The sequence below is a fragment of the Zestomonas carbonaria genome, from assembly GCF_904061905.1.
Taxonomy (GTDB): Bacteria; Pseudomonadota; Gammaproteobacteria; order Pseudomonadales; family Pseudomonadaceae; genus Aquipseudomonas; species Aquipseudomonas carbonaria.
In genome coordinates this window covers 1-20461 of the sequence record NZ_CAJFCI010000076.1, presented here as the reverse complement: position 1 = coordinate 20461, position 20461 = coordinate 1, and the positions used below count along the sequence as shown (strand labels likewise).

Genomic DNA, 20461 nt, shown 5'->3' with positions numbered 1-20461 from the left:
TGGCATGTGTCTTTATTTGCGGGTGGCGGACGATGCTTCAGGGAATATGTGGATGTATCTAGGAAAACTCTGAAAATTTCGTTGCTATCGGAAAGGTGCTGTTATGTGTCTGATTTACAAAAAGGTTGTGTCCAGTGAGTCGATGAGAAGGTCGTCGTTCTCGCGTACGCGGAGCTATCCGCTGGCGTTGTTTCCGGCGGTTTCCTGATGCGGCTGTTATCAATGGAGTGGATATTGTCTGGCAAGTTTCAACAATGTTCCGGGATGACAGTTTTGTAATTATCCGGTCACCTTGTGGATAGAGGTCGCTAACTATATTCGGCACCCGCAACGGGAAGCTCTCTGGAGCGGCCGATGAGTATTCCGATAGTTGCCTGAGATATCGACTTTCAGGCTCTTTCCATCTTCCTGAATATCCCGGAGGTGTATGCCTTGCACCGGAGTCTTGGTGTCTTTTTCGGGGCGGGCCGGCGGGGCCTTTCGCTGGCGCTCGGCCTGTCGCTCTGTCTCGATCTGTTTTCCGGTCGGTCGGCAATGGCGCAGGGAGCGTCGCTAGCCATCGACGAAGCCTTGAGCGCGGCCTTCGCCGGCAATCCCGAGCTGCTCGCCGTCGAGCGTGCTCTCGGCATCGCCGAGGGCGAGCGCCGGCAGGCCGGTCTGCTGCCCAATCCGAGCCTGTCGTGGGAGGTCGAGGACACCCGTGCCGACAGCCGCACCACCACCCTGGGCATCACCCAGCCTATCGAGCTGGGCGGCAAGCGTGGCGCGCGTATCGACCTGGCCGAGCGCGGCATGGATGCCGCGACGCTGGAGCTGGAGATCAAGCGCAATGCCCTGCGCGGCGAAGTCATCGGCGCCTTCCACGCGGCCCTCCGTGCGCAGGAGCGGGTAGAGCTGGCGGAGCGTTCCGTGGAGCTGGCCCGACGTGGGCTGGCGGTGGCGGAGCAGCGGGTCGGGGCGGGCAAGCTGGCGCCGGTGGAGGCGGATCGCGCGCAGGTCCAGTTGGCCGAAACGAGCCTGGAGCTGGACCGCGCGCGGATGGAGCGGGCCAGCGCCTACCAGCGCCTGGCGCTGCTGATGGGTAGCGCACGGCCAGCCTTCGAGCAGGTGAGCACGGAGCGGGAACCGCCGCCGGTGCCGACGCCCGAGCGTCTGCTGGCGCGCCTGGAGGACAGCCCCGAACTGCGCCTGGCGCGCGTGCAGGTCGACCAGCGCGAAGCCGCCCTGGGGCTGGCGAAGACCCAGCGCATTCCGGACCTCGACGTGACCCTGGGCAGCCAGTACAGCCACGAGGATCGCGAGCGGGTCAACGTCGTCGGCCTGTCCATGCCGATCCCGCTGTTCGACCGCAACCAGGGCAACATCCTTGCCGAGGCGCGCCGCGCCGAGCAGGCCCGCGACCTGCGCAACGCCGCCGAACTGCGCCTGCGCCAGGAAACCCTGCAGGTCCTGGATCAGTGGCGCACGGCGCAGCGGGAAGTCGAGGCCTTCCGCCAGAGCATCCTGCCGTCCGCGCAGCGGGCGGTGGAACGCGCCACCCGTGGTTTCGAGATGGGCAAGTTCGGCTTCATCGAAGTGCTCGATGCCCAGCGCACCCTGATCGCCATGCGCGTGCAGTACCTGCAGGCCCAGGCACTGGTCAGCGATGCCTGGGGGCGCCTCGAGAGCATCTACGGCGACCTGTCCCGATAACGCGTGCCCGCGCCGGGTGGCGGGGCCGACCTACCCATGACGCGAGACGCGTCGTTCCCGATGAACAGAGCTTCGGCGCCACGGCCGTGACCGTGCGCGCCTTCTTTCCGGAGTGATCATGAACAGGAAGCAGAAAAGCATCACCGCCGCGGTGGTTCTGGCGCTCGTGCTGGGGCTGGTCGCCTTGCTCCTACCGGGCGGCAAGCTGCAAGTACCGTCCAGCCACGACGACCCGGCCGGCCATGACGACGCCGAGCATTCCCATGGCGCCTCCGAGGCGGAGGAAGAGGAGGAGGGCAGGCTCGAACTGAGCGACGAGCAGGTGAAGGCGGCCGGCATCGAGCTGGTCGAGGCCGGCCCCCGTTCGCTGGACACGACGATCGCGCTGCCCGGCGAGATCGGCTTCGACGAGGACCGCACCGCGCACATGGTGCCGCGCGTCAGCGGCGTGGTCGAATCGGTGCGGGTGGAGCTCGGCCAGGCGGTGAAGCAGGGCGAGCTGCTGGCGGTGATCGCCAGCCAGCAGGTGTCCGAGCAGCGCAGCGAACTGGCCGCCGCCCAGCGACGGCTGGAGCTGGCGCGCTCCACCTTCAACCGCGAGCGCCAGTTGTGGCAGGAAAAGGTGTCCGCCGAGCAGGACTACCTGCAGGCCCGCCAGGACCTGGAGGAGGCGGAGATCGCCCTGGCCAACGCCCGCCAGAAAGTCAGCGCGATCAGCGGCGCCTCCGCTGCCGGGGGTGGCAATCGCTACGAGCTGCGCGCGCCTTTCGACGGCGTGGTGGTGGAGAAGCACCTGGTACCGGGCGAGGTGGTCGGCGAGGCGAGCAACGCCTTCACCCTGTCCGACCTGTCGCGGGTCTGGGCGACCTTCAGCGTGCCGCCCGGCGACCTGGCGCGCGCCCGGGTCGGCACGCCGGTCGAGGTCGAGGCGGCCGATCTCGGCATGCGGGTCGCGGGCCGCGTCGCCTACGTCGGCAGCCTGCTCGGCGCGCAGACCCGCATGGCGCCCGCCCGCGTGGCCCTGGACAACCCCGATGGCGTCTGGCGACCCGGCCTGTTCGTGAACGTCCGGCTCAGCGTCGAGTCGCGCACGGTGGCGGTCGCGGTCCCGGAGCGGGCGATCCAGGAGATCGAGGAGCGCCCCAGCGTTTTCGTCCGCGTGAAGGAGGGTTTCGAGGTCCGCCCGGTGCAGCTCGGCGCGCGTGGCAACGGCTACGTCGAAGTGCTGCAGGGGCTGGCCAGCGGCACGGTGGTCGCGGCCGGCGGCAGCTTCGTCCTCAAGTCCGAACTGGGCAAGGCCTCGGCCGAACACGCCCACTGATTCCTCTCGCGAGTGCCTTGCCATGTTCGAACGCATCATCCGCTTCGCCATAGAACAGCGTTACCTGGTGCTGCTCGCCGTCCTCGGGATGGCCGCGCTGGGCGTCGCCAGCTACCAGAAACTGCCCATCGACGCGGTGCCTGACATCACCAACGTGCAGGTGCAGATCAACACCGCCGCCGCCGGCTTCTCGCCGCTGGAAACCGAGCAGCGCATCACCTATCCCATCGAGACCGCCATGGCCGGTCTGCCGGGCCTGCAACAGACGCGCTCGATCTCGCGCTCGGGCCTGTCGCAGGTCACGGTGATCTTCGCCGACGGCACCGACCTGTACTTCGCCCGGCAACTGGTCAACGAGCGCCTGCAACAGGCGCGCGAGCAGTTGCCGGAAGGCGCCGAGGCGATCATGGGGCCGATCTCCACCGGGCTCGGGGAAATCTTCCTGTGGACGGTGGAGGCTGCCGAGGACGCGCGCAAGGAAGACGGCACGGCCTACACGCCGACCGACCTGCGGGTGATCCAGGACTGGATCATCAAGCCGCAGTTGCGCAACGTGCCCGGCGTGGCCGAGATCAACACCATCGGCGGCTTCGCCCGGCAGTTCCAGGTGGCGCCCGACCCGAAGCGCCTGGCCGCCTACCGGCTGACCCTGGGCGACCTGGTCACCGCGCTGGAGCGCAACAACGCCAACGTCGGTGCCGGCTACATCGAGCGCAACGGCGAGCAACTGCTGGTCCGCGCGCCGGGCCAGGTGAAGGACATCGAGGACATCGCCAACATCGTCGTCACCAACGTCGACGGCACGCCGATCCGCATGGGCCAGGTGGCCGAGGTGGGCATCGGCCGCGAACTGCGTACCGGCGCGGCCACCGAGAACGGCAACGAAGTGGTGCTTGGCACGGTGTTCATGCTGATCGGCGAGAACAGCCGCGACGTCTCCCTGGCCGTGGCGGAACGGCTGGAGGAGATCAACCGCACCTTGCCGGAAGGCGTGCGTGCCGTGCCGGTGTACGACCGCACGCAACTGGTCGACAAGGCCATCGCCACGGTGAAGAAGAACCTCATCGAGGGGGCGATCCTGGTGATCGCCGTGCTCTTCCTGTTCCTCGGCAACATCCGCGCGGCGCTGATCACCGCGCTGGTCATCCCGCTGGCGATGCTGTTCACCTTCACCGGCATGGCCGGCAACCGCATCAGCGCCAACCTGATGAGCCTCGGCGCGCTGGACTTCGGGATCATCGTCGACGGCGCGGTGGTGATCGTCGAGAACGCCATCCGCCGCCTGGCCCATGCGCAGCAGCACCATGGCCGCATGCTGACCCGCAGCGAGCGCCTGCACGAGGTGTTCGCCGCGTCCAGGGAGGCCCGCCGCGCGCTGGTCTACGGCCAGTTGATCATCATGGTGGTGTACCTGCCGATCTTCGCGCTCACCGGCGTCGAGGGGAAAATGTTCCACCCGATGGCCTTCACCGTGGTGCTCGCGCTGCTTGGCGCGATGATCCTCTCGGTGACCTTCGTGCCCGCCGCCATCGCGCTGTTCGTGACCGGCAAGGTGAAGGAGGAGGAGAACCTGCTGATGCGCGCCGCCCGGCGCGGCTACGGGCCGGTGCTGGACTGGGTGATGGCGCGCCGTCCGCTGGCGTTCGCCGTGGCCGCGCTGCTGGTGGTGCTCTCCGGCCTGCTGGCCAGCCGCATGGGCAGCGAATTCGTGCCGAGCCTGAGCGAAGGCGACTTCGCCCTCCAGGCGTTGCGCGTGCCGGGCACCAGCCTGACGCAGTCGGTGGAGATGCAGCGTAGCCTGGAGCGGGCGATCCTCGCCAAGGTGCCGGAGGTCGAGCGGGTGTTCGCGCGCACCGGCACGTCGGAAATCGCCTCGGACCCGATGCCGCCGAACATCTCCGACAGCTACGTGATGCTCAAGCCCAAGGCGCAGTGGCCCGATCCGGGCAAGTCCCGCGCGGAGCTGGTGGAGGCGATCCAGGCCGCGGCCGCCAGCGTACCGGGCAGCAACTACGAGATGTCGCAGCCGATCCAGTTGCGCTTCAACGAGCTGATTTCCGGGGTGCGCAGCGACGTGGCGGTGAAGGTGTTCGGCGACGACATGGAGGTACTCAACAAGACCGCCGGGGAAATCGCCGAGACCTTGCAGAAGGTCGATGGCGCCTCGGAGGTGAAGGTGGAGCAGACCAGCGGCCTGCCGGTGCTGACCGTCGACATCGACCGCGACAAGGCGGCGCGCTACGGGCTCAACGTCGGCGACGTGCAGGATACCGTCGCGGTAGCCATCGGCGGTCGCCAGGCCGGCACCCTGTTCGAGGGCGACCGCCGCTTCGACATGGTGGTGCGCCTGCCCGAACGCCTGCGTACCGACATCGAGGGCCTGGGCCGCTTGCCGATCCCGGTGCCGGCACTGAGCGGCGACTCCGGGATCGGTTTCATCAGCCTCTCCGAGGTCGCCAGCCTGCGCCTGGTGTCGGGGCCGAACCAGATCAGCCGCGAGAACGGCAAGCGCCTGGTGGTGGTCAGCGCCAACGTGCGCGGACGCGACATCGGTTCCTTCGTCGAGGATGCCGGTGAGCGGATCGCCCGTGAGGTGAGCATTCCGGCCGGTTACTGGACCACCTGGGGCGGCCAGTTCGAGCAGTTGAAATCGGCGGCCGAACGCCTGCGGATCGTGGTGCCGGTGGCGCTGCTGCTGGTCTTCGTGCTGCTGTTCATGATGTTCAACAACGTCCGCGACGGCCTGCTGGTGTTCACCGGCATTCCCTTCGCCCTGACCGGCGGGGTGCTGGCGCTGTGGCTGCGCGACATTCCGCTGTCGATCTCCGCCGGCGTCGGCTTCATCGCCCTGTCCGGGGTGGCGGTGCTCAATGGCCTGGTGATGCTTTCCTTCATCCGCAACCTGCGCGAGGAAGGGCTGGGCCTCGACGCGGCGATCCGCGAAGGCGCGCTGACTCGCCTGCGCCCGGTGCTGATGACCGCGCTGGTGGCGTCCCTCGGCTTCGTGCCCATGGCGCTCGCCACCGGCACCGGCGCCGAAGTGCAGCGGCCGCTGGCCACGGTGGTGATCGGCGGCATCCTGTCCTCCACCGCGCTGACGCTGCTGGTGCTGCCGGCGCTGTACCGCTGGGCGTACCGGCGCGAGGACGAGGTCGCGGAGAGGGGCTGACCGGGCGGTCTCCGAGTCGGCAGGCAAAAAAATCCCCCGCCAGGGCCGATATCCTGGCGGGGGCAAGGAGCAGGCCCTTGCGGGACCTCAGTGTGATTGGTTACTCGGCGCCGACCTGGCGCAGGTGGGTGACCGGGGTGTCGCCGAGGTTGTCGAGCATCCGCTCGCTGTACCAGTCGAGGAAGTTGATCACGCCGAACTCGTAGGTCTTCGAGTAAGGGCCGGGCTGGTAGGCGGTGGAGTTGATGCCGCGCTGGTTCTCTTCGGCGAGGCGGCGGTCCTGGTCGTTGGTGGCGTCCCAGACCTCGCGCAGGCGGGCGACGTCGTAGTCGACGCCTTCCACCGCGTCCTTGTGCACCAGCCACTTGGTGGTGACCATGGTTTCCTGGGCGCTGATCGGCCACACGGTGAAGACGATCAGGTGGTCGCCCATGCAGTGGTTCCAGGAGTGGGGCAGGTGGAGGATGCGCATCGAGCCCAGGTCGGGGTTCTTGATCCGCCCCATCAGCTTCTTGCTGCCTTGCTTGCCGTCCATGGTCATGGACACGGTGCCGTCGAGCAGCGGCATGCGCACGATGCGGTTGCGCAGGCCGAAGCTGGCGTGGGCATAGGGGATCTTCTCCTCGTCCCAGGCCTTGGTGCAGGCCGCCACCTGGTCCTTGAACGCCTGGCTGGCGCGCGGGTCGGTGACGTCGTCCCATTCCAGCAGGGTCTTCAGCAGCTCCGGGTGCGAGCCGTTGCAGTGGTAGCACTCGCGGTTGTTCTCGAGCACCAGCTTCCAGTTGGCGGCTTCCCTGATGGTGGTCTGCACCGCCACCTTGGCGTTCTCCATGTCGTACGGCTCCATGTAGTGCTCGAGCGTACGCAGGAAGTCGTCGATGGGCGGCGGGTTCTCCGCCAGGGAGATGAAGATGTAGCCGCCGGCGCTCTTCACCTGCACGGGCTTGAGGCCGTACTGCTTCATGTCGAAGTCGGCGCCCATCTCGGTGCCGGCGAACAGCAGGCGGCCGTCCAGCTCGTAGGTCCACTGGTGGTAGGGGCAGACCAGCTTGGCGACCTTGCCCTTTTCGCTGACGCACAGGCGCGAGCCACGGTGGCGGCAGACGTTGTGGAAGGCGTGGATCTGCCCTTCGGCGCCGCGGATGACGATCACCGGATTGGCGCCGATCTGCAGGGTCAGGTAGTTGCCCTTGGCCGGGATCTCGCAGGTCATGCCGGCGATCAGCCATTCCTTGTGGAAGATCTCCTGCATGTCGATCTGGAACAGCCGTTCGTCGTTGTAGAACGGCTGGGGCAGGGAGAAGCTGTGGTCACGCGTGCGGAGCATGTCGGCAGTGGCCTTGCGTGCCGGCTCCAGCGGGTCGCCCAGACTCGTATCGTTGATGACATCCATCGGTAACTCCTCAATGGCGGCTCGCCCGGGCGAACGCCGCAACAGTGGCTGTTTCGGTTGTGACGCAAGGCGGCGTGACCCGTCCTCTGCGGGCGGTTCGCTCTAGGGGCGAGTGTGGAGGCGGTGCTGGCGGCGACCTTGTCCATGGGCGACGCGCGGGCATCCGTTTCCGACGCTGCGGCTGCACGTTCGTCGGTGGGGCGCGATAAGCATGTGGATGTCGCAGGCAGGTAAACGGCGGGCGGGGGGCTTGCGCAAAATCGCTCGCAACAGGCCGATATCCGGCTGTGCGCGGAGCTCTGTCCATGACGAACAACTTCCTCAATCCAGTGACCACCCAGACCTGGAGCAATGGCCGCCACCTGGTGCGCTGCGTCAAGGCCATCCAGGAAACCTGGGACGTGCGCACCTTCTGTTTCATGGCCGACCAGCCGATGGTGTTCTTCTTCAAGCCCGGGCAATTCGTCACCCTGGAGCTGGAGATCGACGGCCAGCCGATCATGCGTTCCTACACCATCTCCAGCTCGCCCTCGGTGCCCTACAGCTTCTCCATCACCATCAAGCGGGTGCCGGGCGGCAAGGTCTCCAACTGGCTGCACGACAACCTCAAGGAAGGCGATGTGATCCCGGTGCACGGGCCGGTGGGCAACTTCAACGCCATCGACTTCCCGGCGGAAAAGGTGCTGTTCCTCTCCGGCGGCGTCGGCATCACCCCGGTGATGTCCATGGCGCGCTGGTTCTTCGACACCAATGGCAGCGTCGACATGATCTTCGTGCACAGCGCGCGCACGCCGAAGGACATCATCTACCACCGCGAGCTGCGCCACATGGCGTCGCGCATCACCAACTTCAAGCTGCACCTGGTCTGCGAGCGCTACGAGATCGGCGAGACCTGGTCCGGCTATCGCGGCTACCTGAACCAGGCGATGCTGGAGCTGATCGCCCCGGACTTCATGGACCGGGAGATCTTCTGCTGCGGCCCGACGCCCTACATGAGCGCGGTCAAGCGGCTGCTCGAGGCCAACGGCTTCGACATGAGCCACTACCACGAGGAAGCCTTCGGCCCGACGCCGCCGGAAATCCGCGAAGAGGTCCGCGAACACGCCGCCGAAGCCGCCCAGGCGGAGGAGGGGCTGATGAGCGAAGACCTGTGCCAGGTGGACTTCACCGGTACCGGCAAGAGCGTCCGCGTCGCCCCCGGCGAAACCGTGCACGCCGCCGCCGCCAAGCTCGGCCTGCACATCCCCAAGGCCTGCGGCATGGGCATCTGCGGCACCTGCAAGGTCATGAAGACGGCGGGGGAGGTCGAGATGGAGCACAACGGCGGGATCACCGACGAGGACATCGCCGAGGGGTACATCCTGTCGTGCTGCAGCGTGCCGAAGGGGGATGTGGTCATCGATTACTGATGGGAGGTGATCGATGGTGGAGGGCCGTTGGGCTGGCCTGATGTTGGTCGGCCGGGGGCCCTTTTTTCGTGCTGGAGTCGATGGTGGGTAGCGTGGGCGATTTGGAAAGGAGGAGGGGGAAAGGTTGTGCGAGACGGATATTCCGCCCCTCACCCCAACCCTCTCCCGAGGGGAGAGGGGGCTGCCCGTGAGTCGTGGGAATGCGCTGCGCCAGCCGACGCCACGGTCTAACTCCCTCTCCCTCCGGGAGAGGGCGGGGGTGAGGGGCGGAGTTGAGCTATTCAGAAAGGCTTAGCCAGAACGAGAGCCCTTCCCGAGCCGTGAAAAACATTAGAGAAAGACCAAAACCGCCCACCACCCAGTGAGCGGCATTTCCTTTTGCGCGAAAAACTCAGCGCGGCGCCAACGCCGGCAGCAACGTACGAGAAATCGCCTCGCGCACAGCCGGCAGCAGGGTAGCGCTGCCGCCCAGCAGTTCCTCCACCAGCCGGCGCAGGGCGGTCGCCCGTTCCGGGCTGAGGCCGCTCAGCGCATGGGTGCAGGCCTGCTCGGCGCCAGCTCCCGGAGGAATGCTGAAGCCCAGCGCCACCAGGCGTTCGCGGAAGTCTTCCTGGTCGATCAGGTCGGCATGCATCATGGTCCGTCTCCTCGGTCTTTGGCGTGCGTCTCAGCGCACCACGCCTTCATCCAGCAGCAGCTTGAAAATGGCTTCGGCGCCGGCTTCCGGCGCCAGGTCCTTGAGCACCTGGCCGGTACCGCCGGAGGCCTTGGCAGTCGCGGCTTTCATCCGTTCGGCGCCGGTCTTGGCCTTGATCACCTTGAGACGCTTGGGGCGCGGCCGCGCCGGTTGCAAGGTGCTTTCGGCGAGCAGGGCGTCTTCCACCAGCTCCACTTCGTGAGCCTCGATCTGGCCGCGTCGGGCCGGGCCGAAGGCGCTCTGGCGCGCCACCGGGGCGGCGTTGTCGACGCTGGCGACGAAGGGCAGGCGCACCTTCAGCCGGCGCCGCTGGCCGCGCGGCAGGGCTTGCAGTACCTGGGCGCTGCCGCCCTCGACCTTCTCCACCTCGGCCAGGCCCACCACCAGCGGCCAGCCCAGGCGTTCGGCGAGCAGGAACGGCAGCATGCCGGAGCCTTCGCCTGTCTCGGCCTGGCTGCCGGTGAGCACCAGTTGCGCGCCGGCGCCGCCGAGGTAGTCGACCAGCGCCGGCAAGGCGTCGGCGCCGGCTGGTTGTTCCAGCACCGCCAGCTCGTCCAGGCCCATGCCCAGATAGCTGCGCAGCGCCTCTTCCTGCGGGTTGCCGGCGTGCAGCACCTGCAGGCGCTTGCCGGCCAGGCGCAGGCCCAGCTCGACGGCGCGGGCATCCTGCTCGGCGCGGCGGGCGCGGCCGGAGGCGGGGTGGGCGCCGATGGAGACCAGGGTGACGATATTCAGGTCGGTCATTGTTCGTACCTATGGATAAGGACCAGCACCGTGCTGCGCTCTTGCTTGAAGCCTGCAGCTTGAAGCTTGCCGCTGCTTTCAAGCCGCATCCCGCGCTCCTCCCTGGCGGTACTCCTCGGCCAGGCGGATCAGTGCCTGCAGAATCGCCGTGGAATCGCCGATCACCGAAAGGTCGGCGCGTTTGATCATGTCGCAGCCGGGGTCCATGTTCACCGCCACCACCTTGTCGCAGGCGCCAATGCCCTGCAGGTGCTGGATGGCGCCGGAGATACCCACCGCCAGGTAGACCCGCGCGGTGACCCAGGTGCCGGTAGCGCCGACCTGGCGGTTGCGCGGCATGTGGCCGTCGTCCACCGCCACCCGCGAAGCGCCTTCGGTGGCGCCCAGGGCCGCAGCGGCGCGGTGGAACAGGTCCCAGTCGCGCACGCCGTTGCCGCCGGAGAGGATGAATTCGGCCTCGGCCATGGGAATCTGCGCCGGGTCCACGGCCACCGGGCCGAGGTCCTCGATGCGCGGCAGGTTGCGCGCCACACCGCCTTCCAGGGCGACCGGGCGGGCCTCGTGGCGCGTCTCGCTGACCGGCTCGGCGCACTCGGCGGCGGCCAGGATCAGGCGCGCCAGCGGCCGCTGCAGGTCCTGCTGGCCGGCGCCGGCGCGGCCGATGCAGCGCTCGCCCTCGGCCTGCCAGACGCGGGTGGCCGGGCGTTCGCCGAGACTGGCGGCTAGGCGCCGGCCCAGTTCGCCGCCACCGGTGCGGCTGTCGGGCAGCAGCCAGTGGCGCGGCACGAACTGGCCGTCCACGGCGCGCAACGCCAGCCCCCGTTGTTCCGGGGCGTAGCCTTCGTATTCGTCGCCCTCGACCTGCAACAGGCGGTCGACGCCGGCGGTGTCGAAGGCGCTTTCCTTGTGTTCGCCGAAGACGATGGCCAGCACCGCGCCGCCCTCGCCGGCGAGCTTGCGGGCCAGGCCCAGCAGGTCGCGGTCGTGGCTGGAGAGGCGGCCGCCGACCATGTCCGGCACCACGGCGATGTAGAAGGCCGGCTGCTCGATGACCTGCAGCGGCAACTGCACCACTTCGCTGGCGCTGCTGCGCTTGCCGCCGGTGCCTTGCTGGGCGCCGCTGCGGTCGATGCGCTTGAGGCCATTGGGGCCGATGAAGCCGATTCCGTGGGGGGTCTTGCGGATCAGGCCGTTGGGGCCCATCCAGCTCGTCTGGCCCTGTTGCCGCATGGCGGCATGCAGCGGGTGCAGGCGGTTGCGGGCGATCCACTCGGCGCGTGGATCGCGGCGGATGATGTCGCTCATGGGCACCTCCGGTCGGTGGGTCGCCGTAGGATGGGGGACAACCCAGCAAGAACCGATGGGTTGTCACCCATCCTACGGGTTGGCACGAATGGTTCCCTCGCCCTCTTGGGGGAGAGGGGGAAACAGGCAGCGCCGGTGTGGCCGGATACACCCTCTCCCCCGGCCCCTCTCCCATGAATGGGAGAGGGGAGGCAAGCGGTACGTTGCTTCATCAGTGCACCTCCGCCATTTCACGCTTGGCCGGCGTCGGCTTTTTTGCCGGGGCGTCCGTGCTGTCGATCAGCACGTCGGCAACCAGTTCGGCGATGTCCTTGATCTCCGGGCGCGGGGCGACCACGCCTTCGAGCATCGCGGTGCATTGCGGGCAGCCCACGGCGACCAGCTCGGCGCCGGTTTCCTTGATGTCGGCCATGCGCATGTCCGGAATCCGCTGCTTGCCGGGGATGTCGGTGATCGGCGCGCCCCCGCCACCGCCGCAGCAGCGCGAGCGGAAGCCGGAGCGTTGCATCTCCTTGACCTCGATGCCGATGGCCTTGAGCACAGCGCGTGGGGCTTCGTACTCGCCGTTGTAGCGGCCCAGGTAACAGGGGTCGTGGTAGGTCACGCTGTCGGCCTTGCTCTGGCCCAGTTGCAGCGCGCCGCTCTTCACCAGTTCGTCGATGAAGGTGGTGTGGTGCAGCACTTCGTAGCTGCCGCCCAGGGCGCCGTACTCGTTCTTCAGCACATGGAAGCTGTGCGGGTCGCAACTGACGATGCGCTTGAAGCGGTACTGCGCCAGGGTGGCGATGTTGCGTTTGGCCAGGCTCTGGAAGGTCGCCTCGTCGCCCAGGCGGCGGGCCACGTCGCCGCTGTCGCGCTCTTCCAGGCCGAGCACGGCGAAGTCCACTTTCGCCGCCTTGAGGATCTTCACGAAGGCGCGCAGGGTGCGCTGGTTGCGCATGTCGAAGGCGCCGTCGCCGACCCAGAACAGCACGTCGGCCTGCTTCTGCTCGCTCATCAGCGGCAGGTTCAGGTCGGCCGCCCAGTTCAGCCGGCCGCCGGGGGCGAAGCCGCCGGGGTTGTCGGTGGCGATCAGGTTCTCCAGCACCTCGGCGCCCTTGTTCGGGGTGGCGCCCTTTTCCAGGGTGAGGTGGCGGCGCATGTCGACGATGGCGTCGACGTGCTCGATCATCATCGGGCATTCCTCGACGCAGGCGCGGCAGGTGGTGCACGACCACAGCGTCTCGGCGTCCACCAGGGCCTTGCCTTCCAGCGCGACTATGGGCAGGTGCGGGCCACCGCTGTGCTCGCCCAGGGGCTTTCCGGGATAGGGCGAGCCGGCGAACTTGGCGTCGTTGCCGCCGGCCAGGCCGATGACCATGTCCTGGATCAGCTTCTTCGGGTTCAGCGGCTGGCCGGCGGCGAAGGCCGGGCACATGGCCTCGCACTTGCCGCACTGCACGCAGGCGTCGAAGCCCAGCAGCTGGTTCCAGGTGAAGTCGGTGGGTTTTTCCACGCCCAACGGGGCCATGGGATCGCTGAGATCAAGGGCCTTGAGGCCGGTGGAGCGGCCGCCCCCGAAGCGCTCGGCGCGACGGTGCCAGGCCAGGTGCAGGGCGCCGGCGAAGGCGTGCTTCATCGGCCCGCCCCAGGTCATGCCGAAGAACAGCTCGGACACGCCCCAGGCCACGCCGATGGCGAGGATGGCCGCCAGGAGCCAGCCGCCGAACCCTTCGGGCAGGATGCCGGCCACGGGCAGCGTGGCGATGAAGAAGCTCGCCGAGAACATCAGCAGGCTCTTCGGCAGACGCATCCACGGGCCCTTCGACAGCCGCGACGGCGGGTCGAGGCGGCGCTTGGCGACGAACAGCGCGCCGCCGAACATCAGCGCCGTGGCCGCCAGCAGGGCGAAGCCGAGGATCCGGCTGTGCAGGCCGAAACCGTGCACGACGATGGCCAGCAGCGCCGCCAGGACGAAGCCGCCGGCGGTGGCCACGTGGGTCCTGGACATGTACCTGTCGCGCTCGACCACGTGGTGCAGGTCCACCAGGTAGCGCCGCGGCATGGCCAGCAGGCCGCCGAGCCAGTCGACCTGCGCGGGACGGCCGCGGCGCCACATGTAGAAGCGTTTGGCCGCGCCGATGGCCGCAAGGGCCAGGGCGGCGAGGAGCAGGATGGGGAGGATGGTGTTCAGCATTGTTGTTGGTCTCCTTGCCGGGACCGAATGGGCCACTCCGAACCAGTCCCCTCTCCCCCTTGGGGGAGAGGGCTAGGGAGAGGGGCGATCGGCAACTCCGCAGTTGCCGGCTTACCCTCTCCCCCAGCCCTCTCCCATAAATGGGAGAGGGGGCTGTCCGTGCCCGTCAGAAATCTTTGCACAGCCGCAATGCGTCGTAGATCGCCGCGTGGGTGTTGCGCTGGGCCACGCAGTCGCCGATGCGGAACAGCAGGTAGCCTTCACCCGGCTCGCTCAGGCACGGCTGCGGCTTGATCGCGAACAGCGCCTCGACGTCGATCTGGCCCTTGTTGCGCGAGCCCTGCTTGAGCGCGTAGTACAGGCTCTCGTCCGGGCGCACGCCGTTCTCCACCACCACCTGGTCGACCACCCGCTCCTCTTTCGCGCCGGTGTATTCGTTCTCCAGCACCGCCACCAGCTTGTCGCCCTCGCGGTAGACCTTCTCCAGCATCAGGTCGCCGGTCATGATCACTTCCTTGGGGTACATGCTGCGGTAGTAGGTCGGGAAGGTGGTGCCGCCGATGGCCACGCCGGGCTTGATGTCGTCGGTGACGATCTCCACCAGCGCGCCCTTGTCGGCGAGGAAGTCGGCCACCGACATGCCGCTGAACTCGCAGATGGTGTCGTAGACCAGCACGTTCTTGCCCGGTGCGACGGTGCCGTCGAGGATGTCCCAACTGCTCACCACCAGGCCCTCGGCGGCGCCCCAGTGTTCGTTCTGCTCCAGGAACGGGTGGCCGCCGTTGGCCAGCACCACGATGTCCGGGCGCAGGTCGAGGATGGTGTCCGGATCGGCTGCGGTGCCCAGGCGCAGGTCGACGCCCAGACGCGCCAGCTCCAGTTGGTACCAGCGGGTGATGCCGGCGATCTGGTCGCGCTGCGGCGCTTTCGAGGCGGTGGTGATCTGCCCGCCGAGCTGGTCCTTCTTCTCGAACAGGGTCACGTCGTGGCCGCGCTCGGCCGCCACCCGCGCGGCCTCCATCCCGGCCGGGCCGCCACCGACGACGACGACCTTGCGCTTCACGCCGGTGGTCTTCTCGATGATGTGCGGCACGCCCATGTATTCGCGGCTGGTGGCGGCGTTCTGGATGCACAGCACGTCCAGGCCCTGGTACTGGCGGTCGATGCAGTAGTTGGCGCCGACGCACTGCTTGATCTGGTCGACCTGGCCCATCTTGATCTTGGCGATCAGGTGCGGGTCGGCGATGTGCGCGCGGGTCATGCCGACCATGTCCACGTAGCCGCCTTCGAGGATGCGCGTGGCCTGGTTCGGGTCCTTGATGTTCTGCGCGTGCAGCACCGGCACGTTGACCACTTCCTTGATGCCCGCCGCCAGGTGCAGGAAGGGCTCCGGCGGGTAGGTCATGTTGGGGATGACGTTGGCCAGGGTGTTGTGGGTGTCGCAGCCGGAGCCGACCACGCCGATGAAGTCGAGCATGCCGGTGTCGCTGTAGTACTTGGCGATCTGCTTCATGTCCTCGTGGGACAGGCCGTCCGGGTGGAACTCGTCGCCGCAGATGCGCATGCCGACGCAGAAGTCGTCACCGACCTCTTTGCGCACGGCCTTGAGCACTTCCAGGCCGAACTTCATGCGGCCCTCGAAGGTGCCGCCCCATTCGTCGGTGCGCTTGTTGACCCGCGGGCTCCAGAACTGGTCGATCATGTGCTGGTGCACGGCGGACAGCTCGACGCCGTCCAGGCCGCCTTCCTTCGCCCGGCGCGCGGCCTGCGCGTAGTTGCCGATCACCCGCCAGATATCTTCCGGCTCGATGGTCTTGCAGGTGGCGCGGTGCACCGGCTCGCGGATGCCCGAGGGCGACATCAGCGTCGGCCAGTTGAAGCCGTCCCAGCGCGAGCGGCGGCCCATGTGGGTAATCTGGATCATGATCTTGGCGCCATGCTTGTGCATGGCGTCGGCCAGGTTCTGGAAGTGCGGGATGATGCGGTCGGTGGACAGGTTCACCGAACTCCACCACTCCTGCGGGCTGTCGATGGCGACCACCGAGGAACCACCGCAGATGGCCAGGCCGATGCCGCCCTTGGCCTTCTCCTCGTAGTACTTCACGTAGCGCTCGGTGGTCATCCCGCCGTCGGTGGCGTAGACCTCGGCGTGGGCGGTGGAGAGCACGCGGTTGCGGATGGTCAGCTTGCCGATCTGGATCGGCTGGAACATTGCTTCGAAGGCCATTGCGGCATCCTCACGGGATCACGGTTTGTCGTAGGAGCGGCCCATGGCCGCGATCCGCGGGCATGGCCCGCTCCTACGTTGTTGTTTGCTGCTCGCCCTTCGGGCCGCCCTGAAGGGCGTTCGGTGCAAGCACCGTCCCGCGTTCGCGGGAATGACCCGGAGGGTGCTCCGGCTTTGAGCCGTCTTCCCCGCGCACGCGGGGGATCCAGAAAAGAGTCGCCTCAGAGGGGTTTGACGATGAACAGCCCATCGTCATGGCCTTCCTCGGCGCCGCTGTACACCTGCTCGGCCACGGTGCGGATGCTGCTGCCGCGGGCCTGGAGGATCTGGTCCATGGCGCCGGCGAACCAGCCGGTGAACATGTAGTCGACCTTGCGGTTGACCTTGCCGTACACGTACACGAAGGCGGAGTGCTTCAGGCGCACCTGGGCGGTGCCGGCGTCGAGGTCGATCTGCTCGATCTGGAACAGGCCCCAGCCGCGCTGCGACAGGCGCTTCATGTAGTGCTCGAACACCTCGACGCCGACCAGCCCGTGGCATTCGGCTTCCTTCTCGCACCAGTGCCAGGCGGACTTGTAGCCGGCCTTGTAGAGGATCTCGGCGTAGCGCTCGGCGCCCAGCTCTTCCTCGATGCCGATGTGGTTGTTGACGAAGAAGTGCCGTGGCACGTAGAGCATCGGCAGGGCGTCGGTGGTCCAGACGCCGGTTTCGCTGTCGACTTCGATGGGCAGTTCGGGGGCGTGTTTGGCCATGTGTGCAGGCTCCGGAGTTCAGTTGGTTTTGCCCTCTCCCCAGCCCTCTCCCGCAAGCGGGAGAGGGGGCTGCCCGTGCATGCGTAATGTCAGGTGCATGCCGGTCGCTCTGCTCCCCTCTCCCATTCATGGGAGAGGGGCTGGGGGAGAGGGTGTGTTGAAGAGACTTACTCGCCCCAGACGTCGGCCAGCACCCTCACCCAGTTCTCGCCCATGACCTTGCGCACCACGCGCTCGGGCATGCCGCGCCCCAGCAGGGTCTCGGTGAGGTTGGGGAACTCGCCCACGGTGCGGATGCCCAGCGGGTTGACGATCTTGCCGAAGTTGGTCAGGCGGCGGGCGTAACCCTTGTCGTGGGTCAGCCACTCGAAGAAGTCCTGGCCATGGCCCTGGGTGAAGTCGGTACCGATGCCGATGGCGTCCTCGCCGACGATGTTCATCACGTACTCGATGGCCTCGGCGTAGTCGTCGATGGTCGAGTCGATGCCCTTGGCGAGGAAGGGCGCGAACATGGTCACGCCGACGAAGCCGCCGTGGTCGGCGATGAACTTCAGCTCCTCGTCGGACTTGTTGCGCGGGTGCTCTTTCAGGCCCGAGGGCAGGCAGTGGGAGTAGCAGACCGGCTTCTTCGATTCGAGGATGACTTCCTCGCTGGTCTTGCTGCCGACGTGGGACAGGTCGCACATCACGCCGACGCGGTTCATCTCGGCGACGATCTCGCGGCCGAAGCCGGAGAGCCCGCCGTCGCGCTCGTAGCAGCCGGTGCCGACCAGGTTCTGGGTGTTGTAGCACATCTGCACGATGCCCACGCCGAGCTGCTTGAACACCTCGACGTAGCCGATCTGGTCCTCGAACGCGTGGGCGTTCTGGAAGCCGTAGAGGATGCCGGTCTTGCCCAGTTCCTTGGCCTTGCGGATGTCGGCGGTGCTGCGCACCGGGATGACCAGGTCGGCGTTGTCGCGGATCAGCTTGTTGCTGGCGACGATGTTGTTCACCGTGGCCTGGAAGCCCTCCCACACGGAGACCGTGCAGTTGGCGGCGGTCAGGCCGCCCTTGCGCATGTCCTCGAAGAGTTCACGGTTCCACTTGGCGATGATCAGACCGTCGATGACGATGCTGTCGGCGTGGAGTTCGGCTGGGCTCATCAGGCAGTCCCCTTTGCTCTGTGCGCCGAATCTTCTGCCGGCGCTTGGAGGGGAGCATATCGTCGGAACCTGTGACGCTATCGCGCAAAAACGACCGGGGTATTGCCGAAAGCGTCAAGCCCGGGACGCAAGCGAGCGGGCCTGGGCAGCCCGCGCCGAGGGGGAGGAGGGGATCAGGCCTTGCTGGCCATCCTGGCCAGCACTTTCAGTTCGCCCGGTAGTACCGCTTGCACCGAGTCGCGCGCCTTGATCCGCTCGTAGTGCGCGGCGAGTGCCGGCCAGCGCCGGGCATCCAGTCGCTCGCCGCCGTGCTCCAGGTTGATCAACTGGGTGGCGATGGACAGGTCGGCCATGCTCAGGTCGTCGCCGACGAAGTATTCGGCCTGGCCGAGAGTCCTTTCCAGGTAGTCGAGGTGGTGCGGCAGCTTGTCCTGCAGGGCGGCCTGGACGGCGGGCTCGTCGCACGCTTGGCCCAGGGTCGCCTTGACGATGCGGTTGCGGAACACGGTGAAGGTGGCCAGCGGAGCGAGTTCGTAGTCGGCGTACTTCTCCAGCCAGCGCACCTTGGCGCGCTGGCTGGCATCCCGGCCGTACAGGGCGGGGAGTCCGGGGTGCTTGTCCTCCAGGTACTGGCAGATGACGCTGGAGTCGGCGAGGCACAGGTCGCCGTCGCGAAACGCGGGGATGCGTCCCAGCGGGCTGAGCGCCAGGAATTCCTCCGAGCGCTCGCCGGGCATGACTATCTCGAGCTGGTATTCGAGGCCCTTCTCGGCGAGGCAGAGGCGCAGCTTGCGGACGAAGGGCGACAGCGGAACACCGTAGACGACCAGGCTCATGCGGGAATCATCCTTGTCAGTCGTAGATCTGCTTTTTCTTCCAGTCGTCGTCTTCCAGCGACTTTAGGCCGTCGGTCAGCTCGCTCGGGTCGTCTTCGCTCGGCTTGGTGTCCAGCACCAGCGCATTGGCGCGGGCGAGCTGCATTTCGAGACGCTTCAGCTCGGCCTCGTAGGGCGTTGGGTCGGGCAGCTTGCGCAGGTACTGCACGCCGCGCTCGAAGGCCAGGCGGGCCTGGCCCGGATGATTCTGCTGCAGCGCCAGGTGGCCGAGGTTGTTGAACAGCTCGATGTTGGTGGTGATCAGCATCTTGCGGATTTCCTGGACCCAGCGCTTGGCATCCTGGGGCGGCAGCAGGCCTTCCTTGGCGGCCCGGCCGATCTGGCCGTGCAGGTCTTCGAGCAGGTAGCGGATATCCTTGGCCCTGGCTTCGCTGAGGACCTTCTGTGGCGGGTTGTTCACGGCGATTGCCTCGCCCCGGGCAACCTGGCCGCGCAGTTCCTCGATCTGCGACTTGAGCCCCGCGTTCTGTTTGTCCAGTGGCAGCAGCCGCTCGCAATCCTGCAACTGCAGGCGGGCGAGGGTGAGCTTCAGGGACGGCGACATGAACTGCCCGGGAAGGGCGTCGGAGAGCTTCCCGCAGCGGCGGATCTGGTCGCTGAGCTCCGCCTTGAGGCGCGCGCGCTCCAGATTGCGGTTCTCGACCACATGGTTGATATAGCCGATGGCGATAAGGATGGCGATGCCACCTATGACCAGCAGGGTGATAACGAGCGGAGACATCAGGACACCTCTCGAAATAGTCGGTGTTCCGGAGTGTAGTGCCTTGAACCGCATGCTCCTAGAGGGCCCGGGGCCTTTCGTCGCCTCCGTGGCGGGAGGTCGGGGCGGCCCGTGGGAAGTTCGATTTTCGATCAGAACCCTTTGATTTTAAAAAATATTTGTTTGAGGGTTGACGGCCTGTCAAAGGCTCCATAGAATGCGCGCCACTTTCAGCGCTAAGCCAAACGGCAAGGCCTGGAAGCCGGAACAAGGCGTTTAGCTGTTGTAAGCTCCGGGCCGCGTCCCCTTCGTCTAGTGGCCTAGGACACCGCCCTTTCACGGCGGTAACAGGGGTTCGAGTCCCCTAGGGGACGCCAGTTTCAAGCTGTATATGCGGGAATAGCTCAGTTGGTAGAGCACGACCTTGCCAAGGTCGGGGTCGCGAGTTCGAGTCTCGTTTCCCGCTCCAGGTTTTACCAGGCAATGCGATGAGCATTGTTTGTCCCCTTCGTCTAGTGGCCTAGGACACCGCCCTTTCACGGCGGTAACAGGGGTTCGAGTCCCCTAGGGGACGCCATTTCAAGCTGTACATGCGGGAATAGCTCAGTTGGTAGAGCACGACCTTGCCAAGGTCGGGGTCGCGAGTTCGAGTCTCGTTTCCCGCTCCAAATATTGACCTACAGACGTCCACCAAAGTCTGCAGGTCGTTGAAAAAGGGCCGAAAGGCCCTTTTTTCGGTTCATCGCGCTTTCCCGGGGAAGGCGGCCTTGATTTTCAGGAAGAAGTAGTCCGAGTCCCGGAAGCCATAGGCCATGCGTTTGATCACCTTGATCCG

14 protein-coding genes and 4 tRNA genes are annotated in these 20461 nt (G+C 66.8%); 8 read left to right on the top strand and 10 right to left on the bottom strand.

The genetic code is table 11. The annotated features are described in order from the left end of the window. Positions 1-534: 534 nt before the first annotated feature. From PSEWESI4_RS19020 to PSEWESI4_RS19010, 3 genes are all read left to right on the top strand, one after another. The gene (locus PSEWESI4_RS19020) at positions 535-1692 is read left to right on the top strand and encodes a TolC family protein (RefSeq protein WP_187672793.1); all 1158 of its coding nucleotides are present in this window, start codon (positions 535-537) and stop codon (positions 1690-1692) included. Between the two features lie 118 nt (positions 1693-1810). Next, positions 1811-3013: an efflux RND transporter periplasmic adaptor subunit gene (locus tag PSEWESI4_RS19015; RefSeq protein WP_187672792.1), complete on the top strand. Its 1203-nt coding sequence runs from the start codon at positions 1811-1813 to the stop codon at positions 3011-3013. Positions 3014-3035: 22 nt separating this feature from the next. Continuing rightward, entirely contained in the window at positions 3036-6182 is a 3147-nt protein-coding gene (locus tag PSEWESI4_RS19010; protein ID WP_187672791.1) for a CusA/CzcA family heavy metal efflux RND transporter, read from the top strand. Positions 6183-6282: 100 nt separating this feature from the next. Here the strand turns inward: PSEWESI4_RS19010 and gbcA are convergent, their stop codons facing one another. Then, positions 6283-7575, bottom strand: coding sequence for a glycine-betaine demethylase subunit GbcA (gbcA, locus tag PSEWESI4_RS19005; RefSeq protein WP_187672790.1), 1293 nt, complete (start codon positions 7573-7575; stop codon positions 6283-6285). A gap of 305 nt (positions 7576-7880) precedes the next feature. Here gbcA and gbcB point away from each other — a divergent pair, with 305 nt between their 5' ends. Continuing rightward, positions 7881-8984 (top strand): glycine-betaine demethylase subunit GbcB, encoded by a 1104-nt coding sequence (gene gbcB / locus PSEWESI4_RS19000; RefSeq protein WP_187672789.1) that lies wholly within the window; start codon positions 7881-7883, stop codon positions 8982-8984. A gap of 391 nt (positions 8985-9375) precedes the next feature. On the opposite strand, the gene PSEWESI4_RS18995 is transcribed toward gbcB, so the two are convergent. From PSEWESI4_RS18995 to PSEWESI4_RS18955, 9 genes are all read right to left on the bottom strand, one after another. Further along, on the bottom strand, positions 9376-9621 hold the full coding sequence (locus PSEWESI4_RS18995) for a hypothetical protein (RefSeq protein WP_187672788.1): 246 nt from the start codon (positions 9619-9621) through the stop codon (positions 9376-9378). 30 nt (positions 9622-9651) lie between these two features. Next, positions 9652-10425: an electron transfer flavoprotein subunit beta gene (gene etfB / locus PSEWESI4_RS18990; RefSeq protein WP_187672787.1), complete on the bottom strand. Its 774-nt coding sequence runs from the start codon at positions 10423-10425 to the stop codon at positions 9652-9654. Between the two features lie 78 nt (positions 10426-10503). Beyond that, complete coding sequence (gene etfA, locus PSEWESI4_RS18985; protein ID WP_187672786.1) at positions 10504-11730, bottom strand: electron transfer flavoprotein subunit alpha; 1227 nt, start codon at positions 11728-11730, stop codon at positions 10504-10506. 211 nt (positions 11731-11941) lie between these two features. After that, positions 11942-13906 (bottom strand): dimethylglycine demethylation protein DgcB, encoded by a 1965-nt coding sequence (gene dgcB / locus PSEWESI4_RS18980; RefSeq protein WP_187672785.1) that lies wholly within the window; start codon positions 13904-13906, stop codon positions 11942-11944. A 166-nt stretch (positions 13907-14072) separates the two neighbouring features. Further along, entirely contained in the window at positions 14073-16133 is a 2061-nt protein-coding gene (gene dgcA, locus PSEWESI4_RS18975; protein ID WP_187672784.1) for a dimethylglycine demethylation protein DgcA, read from the bottom strand. Positions 16134-16354: 221 nt separating this feature from the next. Continuing rightward, positions 16355-16885 carry a DUF5943 domain-containing protein gene (locus tag PSEWESI4_RS18970; RefSeq protein ID WP_187672783.1) on the bottom strand — a complete coding sequence of 177 codons (531 nt, stop codon included), beginning with the start codon at positions 16883-16885 and terminating at the stop codon, positions 16355-16357. A gap of 167 nt (positions 16886-17052) precedes the next feature. After that, positions 17053-18030 carry a dipeptidase gene (locus tag PSEWESI4_RS18965; RefSeq protein ID WP_187672782.1) on the bottom strand — a complete coding sequence of 326 codons (978 nt, stop codon included), beginning with the start codon at positions 18028-18030 and terminating at the stop codon, positions 17053-17055. Positions 18031-18203: 173 nt separating this feature from the next. After that, on the bottom strand, positions 18204-18866 hold the full coding sequence (locus tag PSEWESI4_RS18960) for a glutathione S-transferase family protein (RefSeq protein WP_187672781.1): 663 nt from the start codon (positions 18864-18866) through the stop codon (positions 18204-18206). 16 nt (positions 18867-18882) lie between these two features. Then, a complete protein-coding gene (locus PSEWESI4_RS18955) occupies positions 18883-19647 on the bottom strand; it encodes a hypothetical protein (protein WP_187672780.1) in 765 nt (254 codons plus the stop codon). A gap of 280 nt (positions 19648-19927) precedes the next feature. Here PSEWESI4_RS18955 and PSEWESI4_RS18950 point away from each other — a divergent pair. From PSEWESI4_RS18950 to PSEWESI4_RS18935, 4 genes are all read left to right on the top strand, one after another. Further along, positions 19928-20003 (top strand) — tRNA-Glu (locus PSEWESI4_RS18950). Positions 20004-20019: 16 nt separating this feature from the next. Next, positions 20020-20095, top strand: a tRNA-Gly gene (locus PSEWESI4_RS18945). A 32-nt stretch (positions 20096-20127) separates the two neighbouring features. Continuing rightward, a tRNA-Glu gene (locus PSEWESI4_RS18940) sits at positions 20128-20203 on the top strand. A 15-nt stretch (positions 20204-20218) separates the two neighbouring features. Next, positions 20219-20294: transfer RNA gene (locus PSEWESI4_RS18935), tRNA-Gly, on the top strand. The last annotated feature ends 167 nt before the right edge of the window (positions 20295-20461 follow it).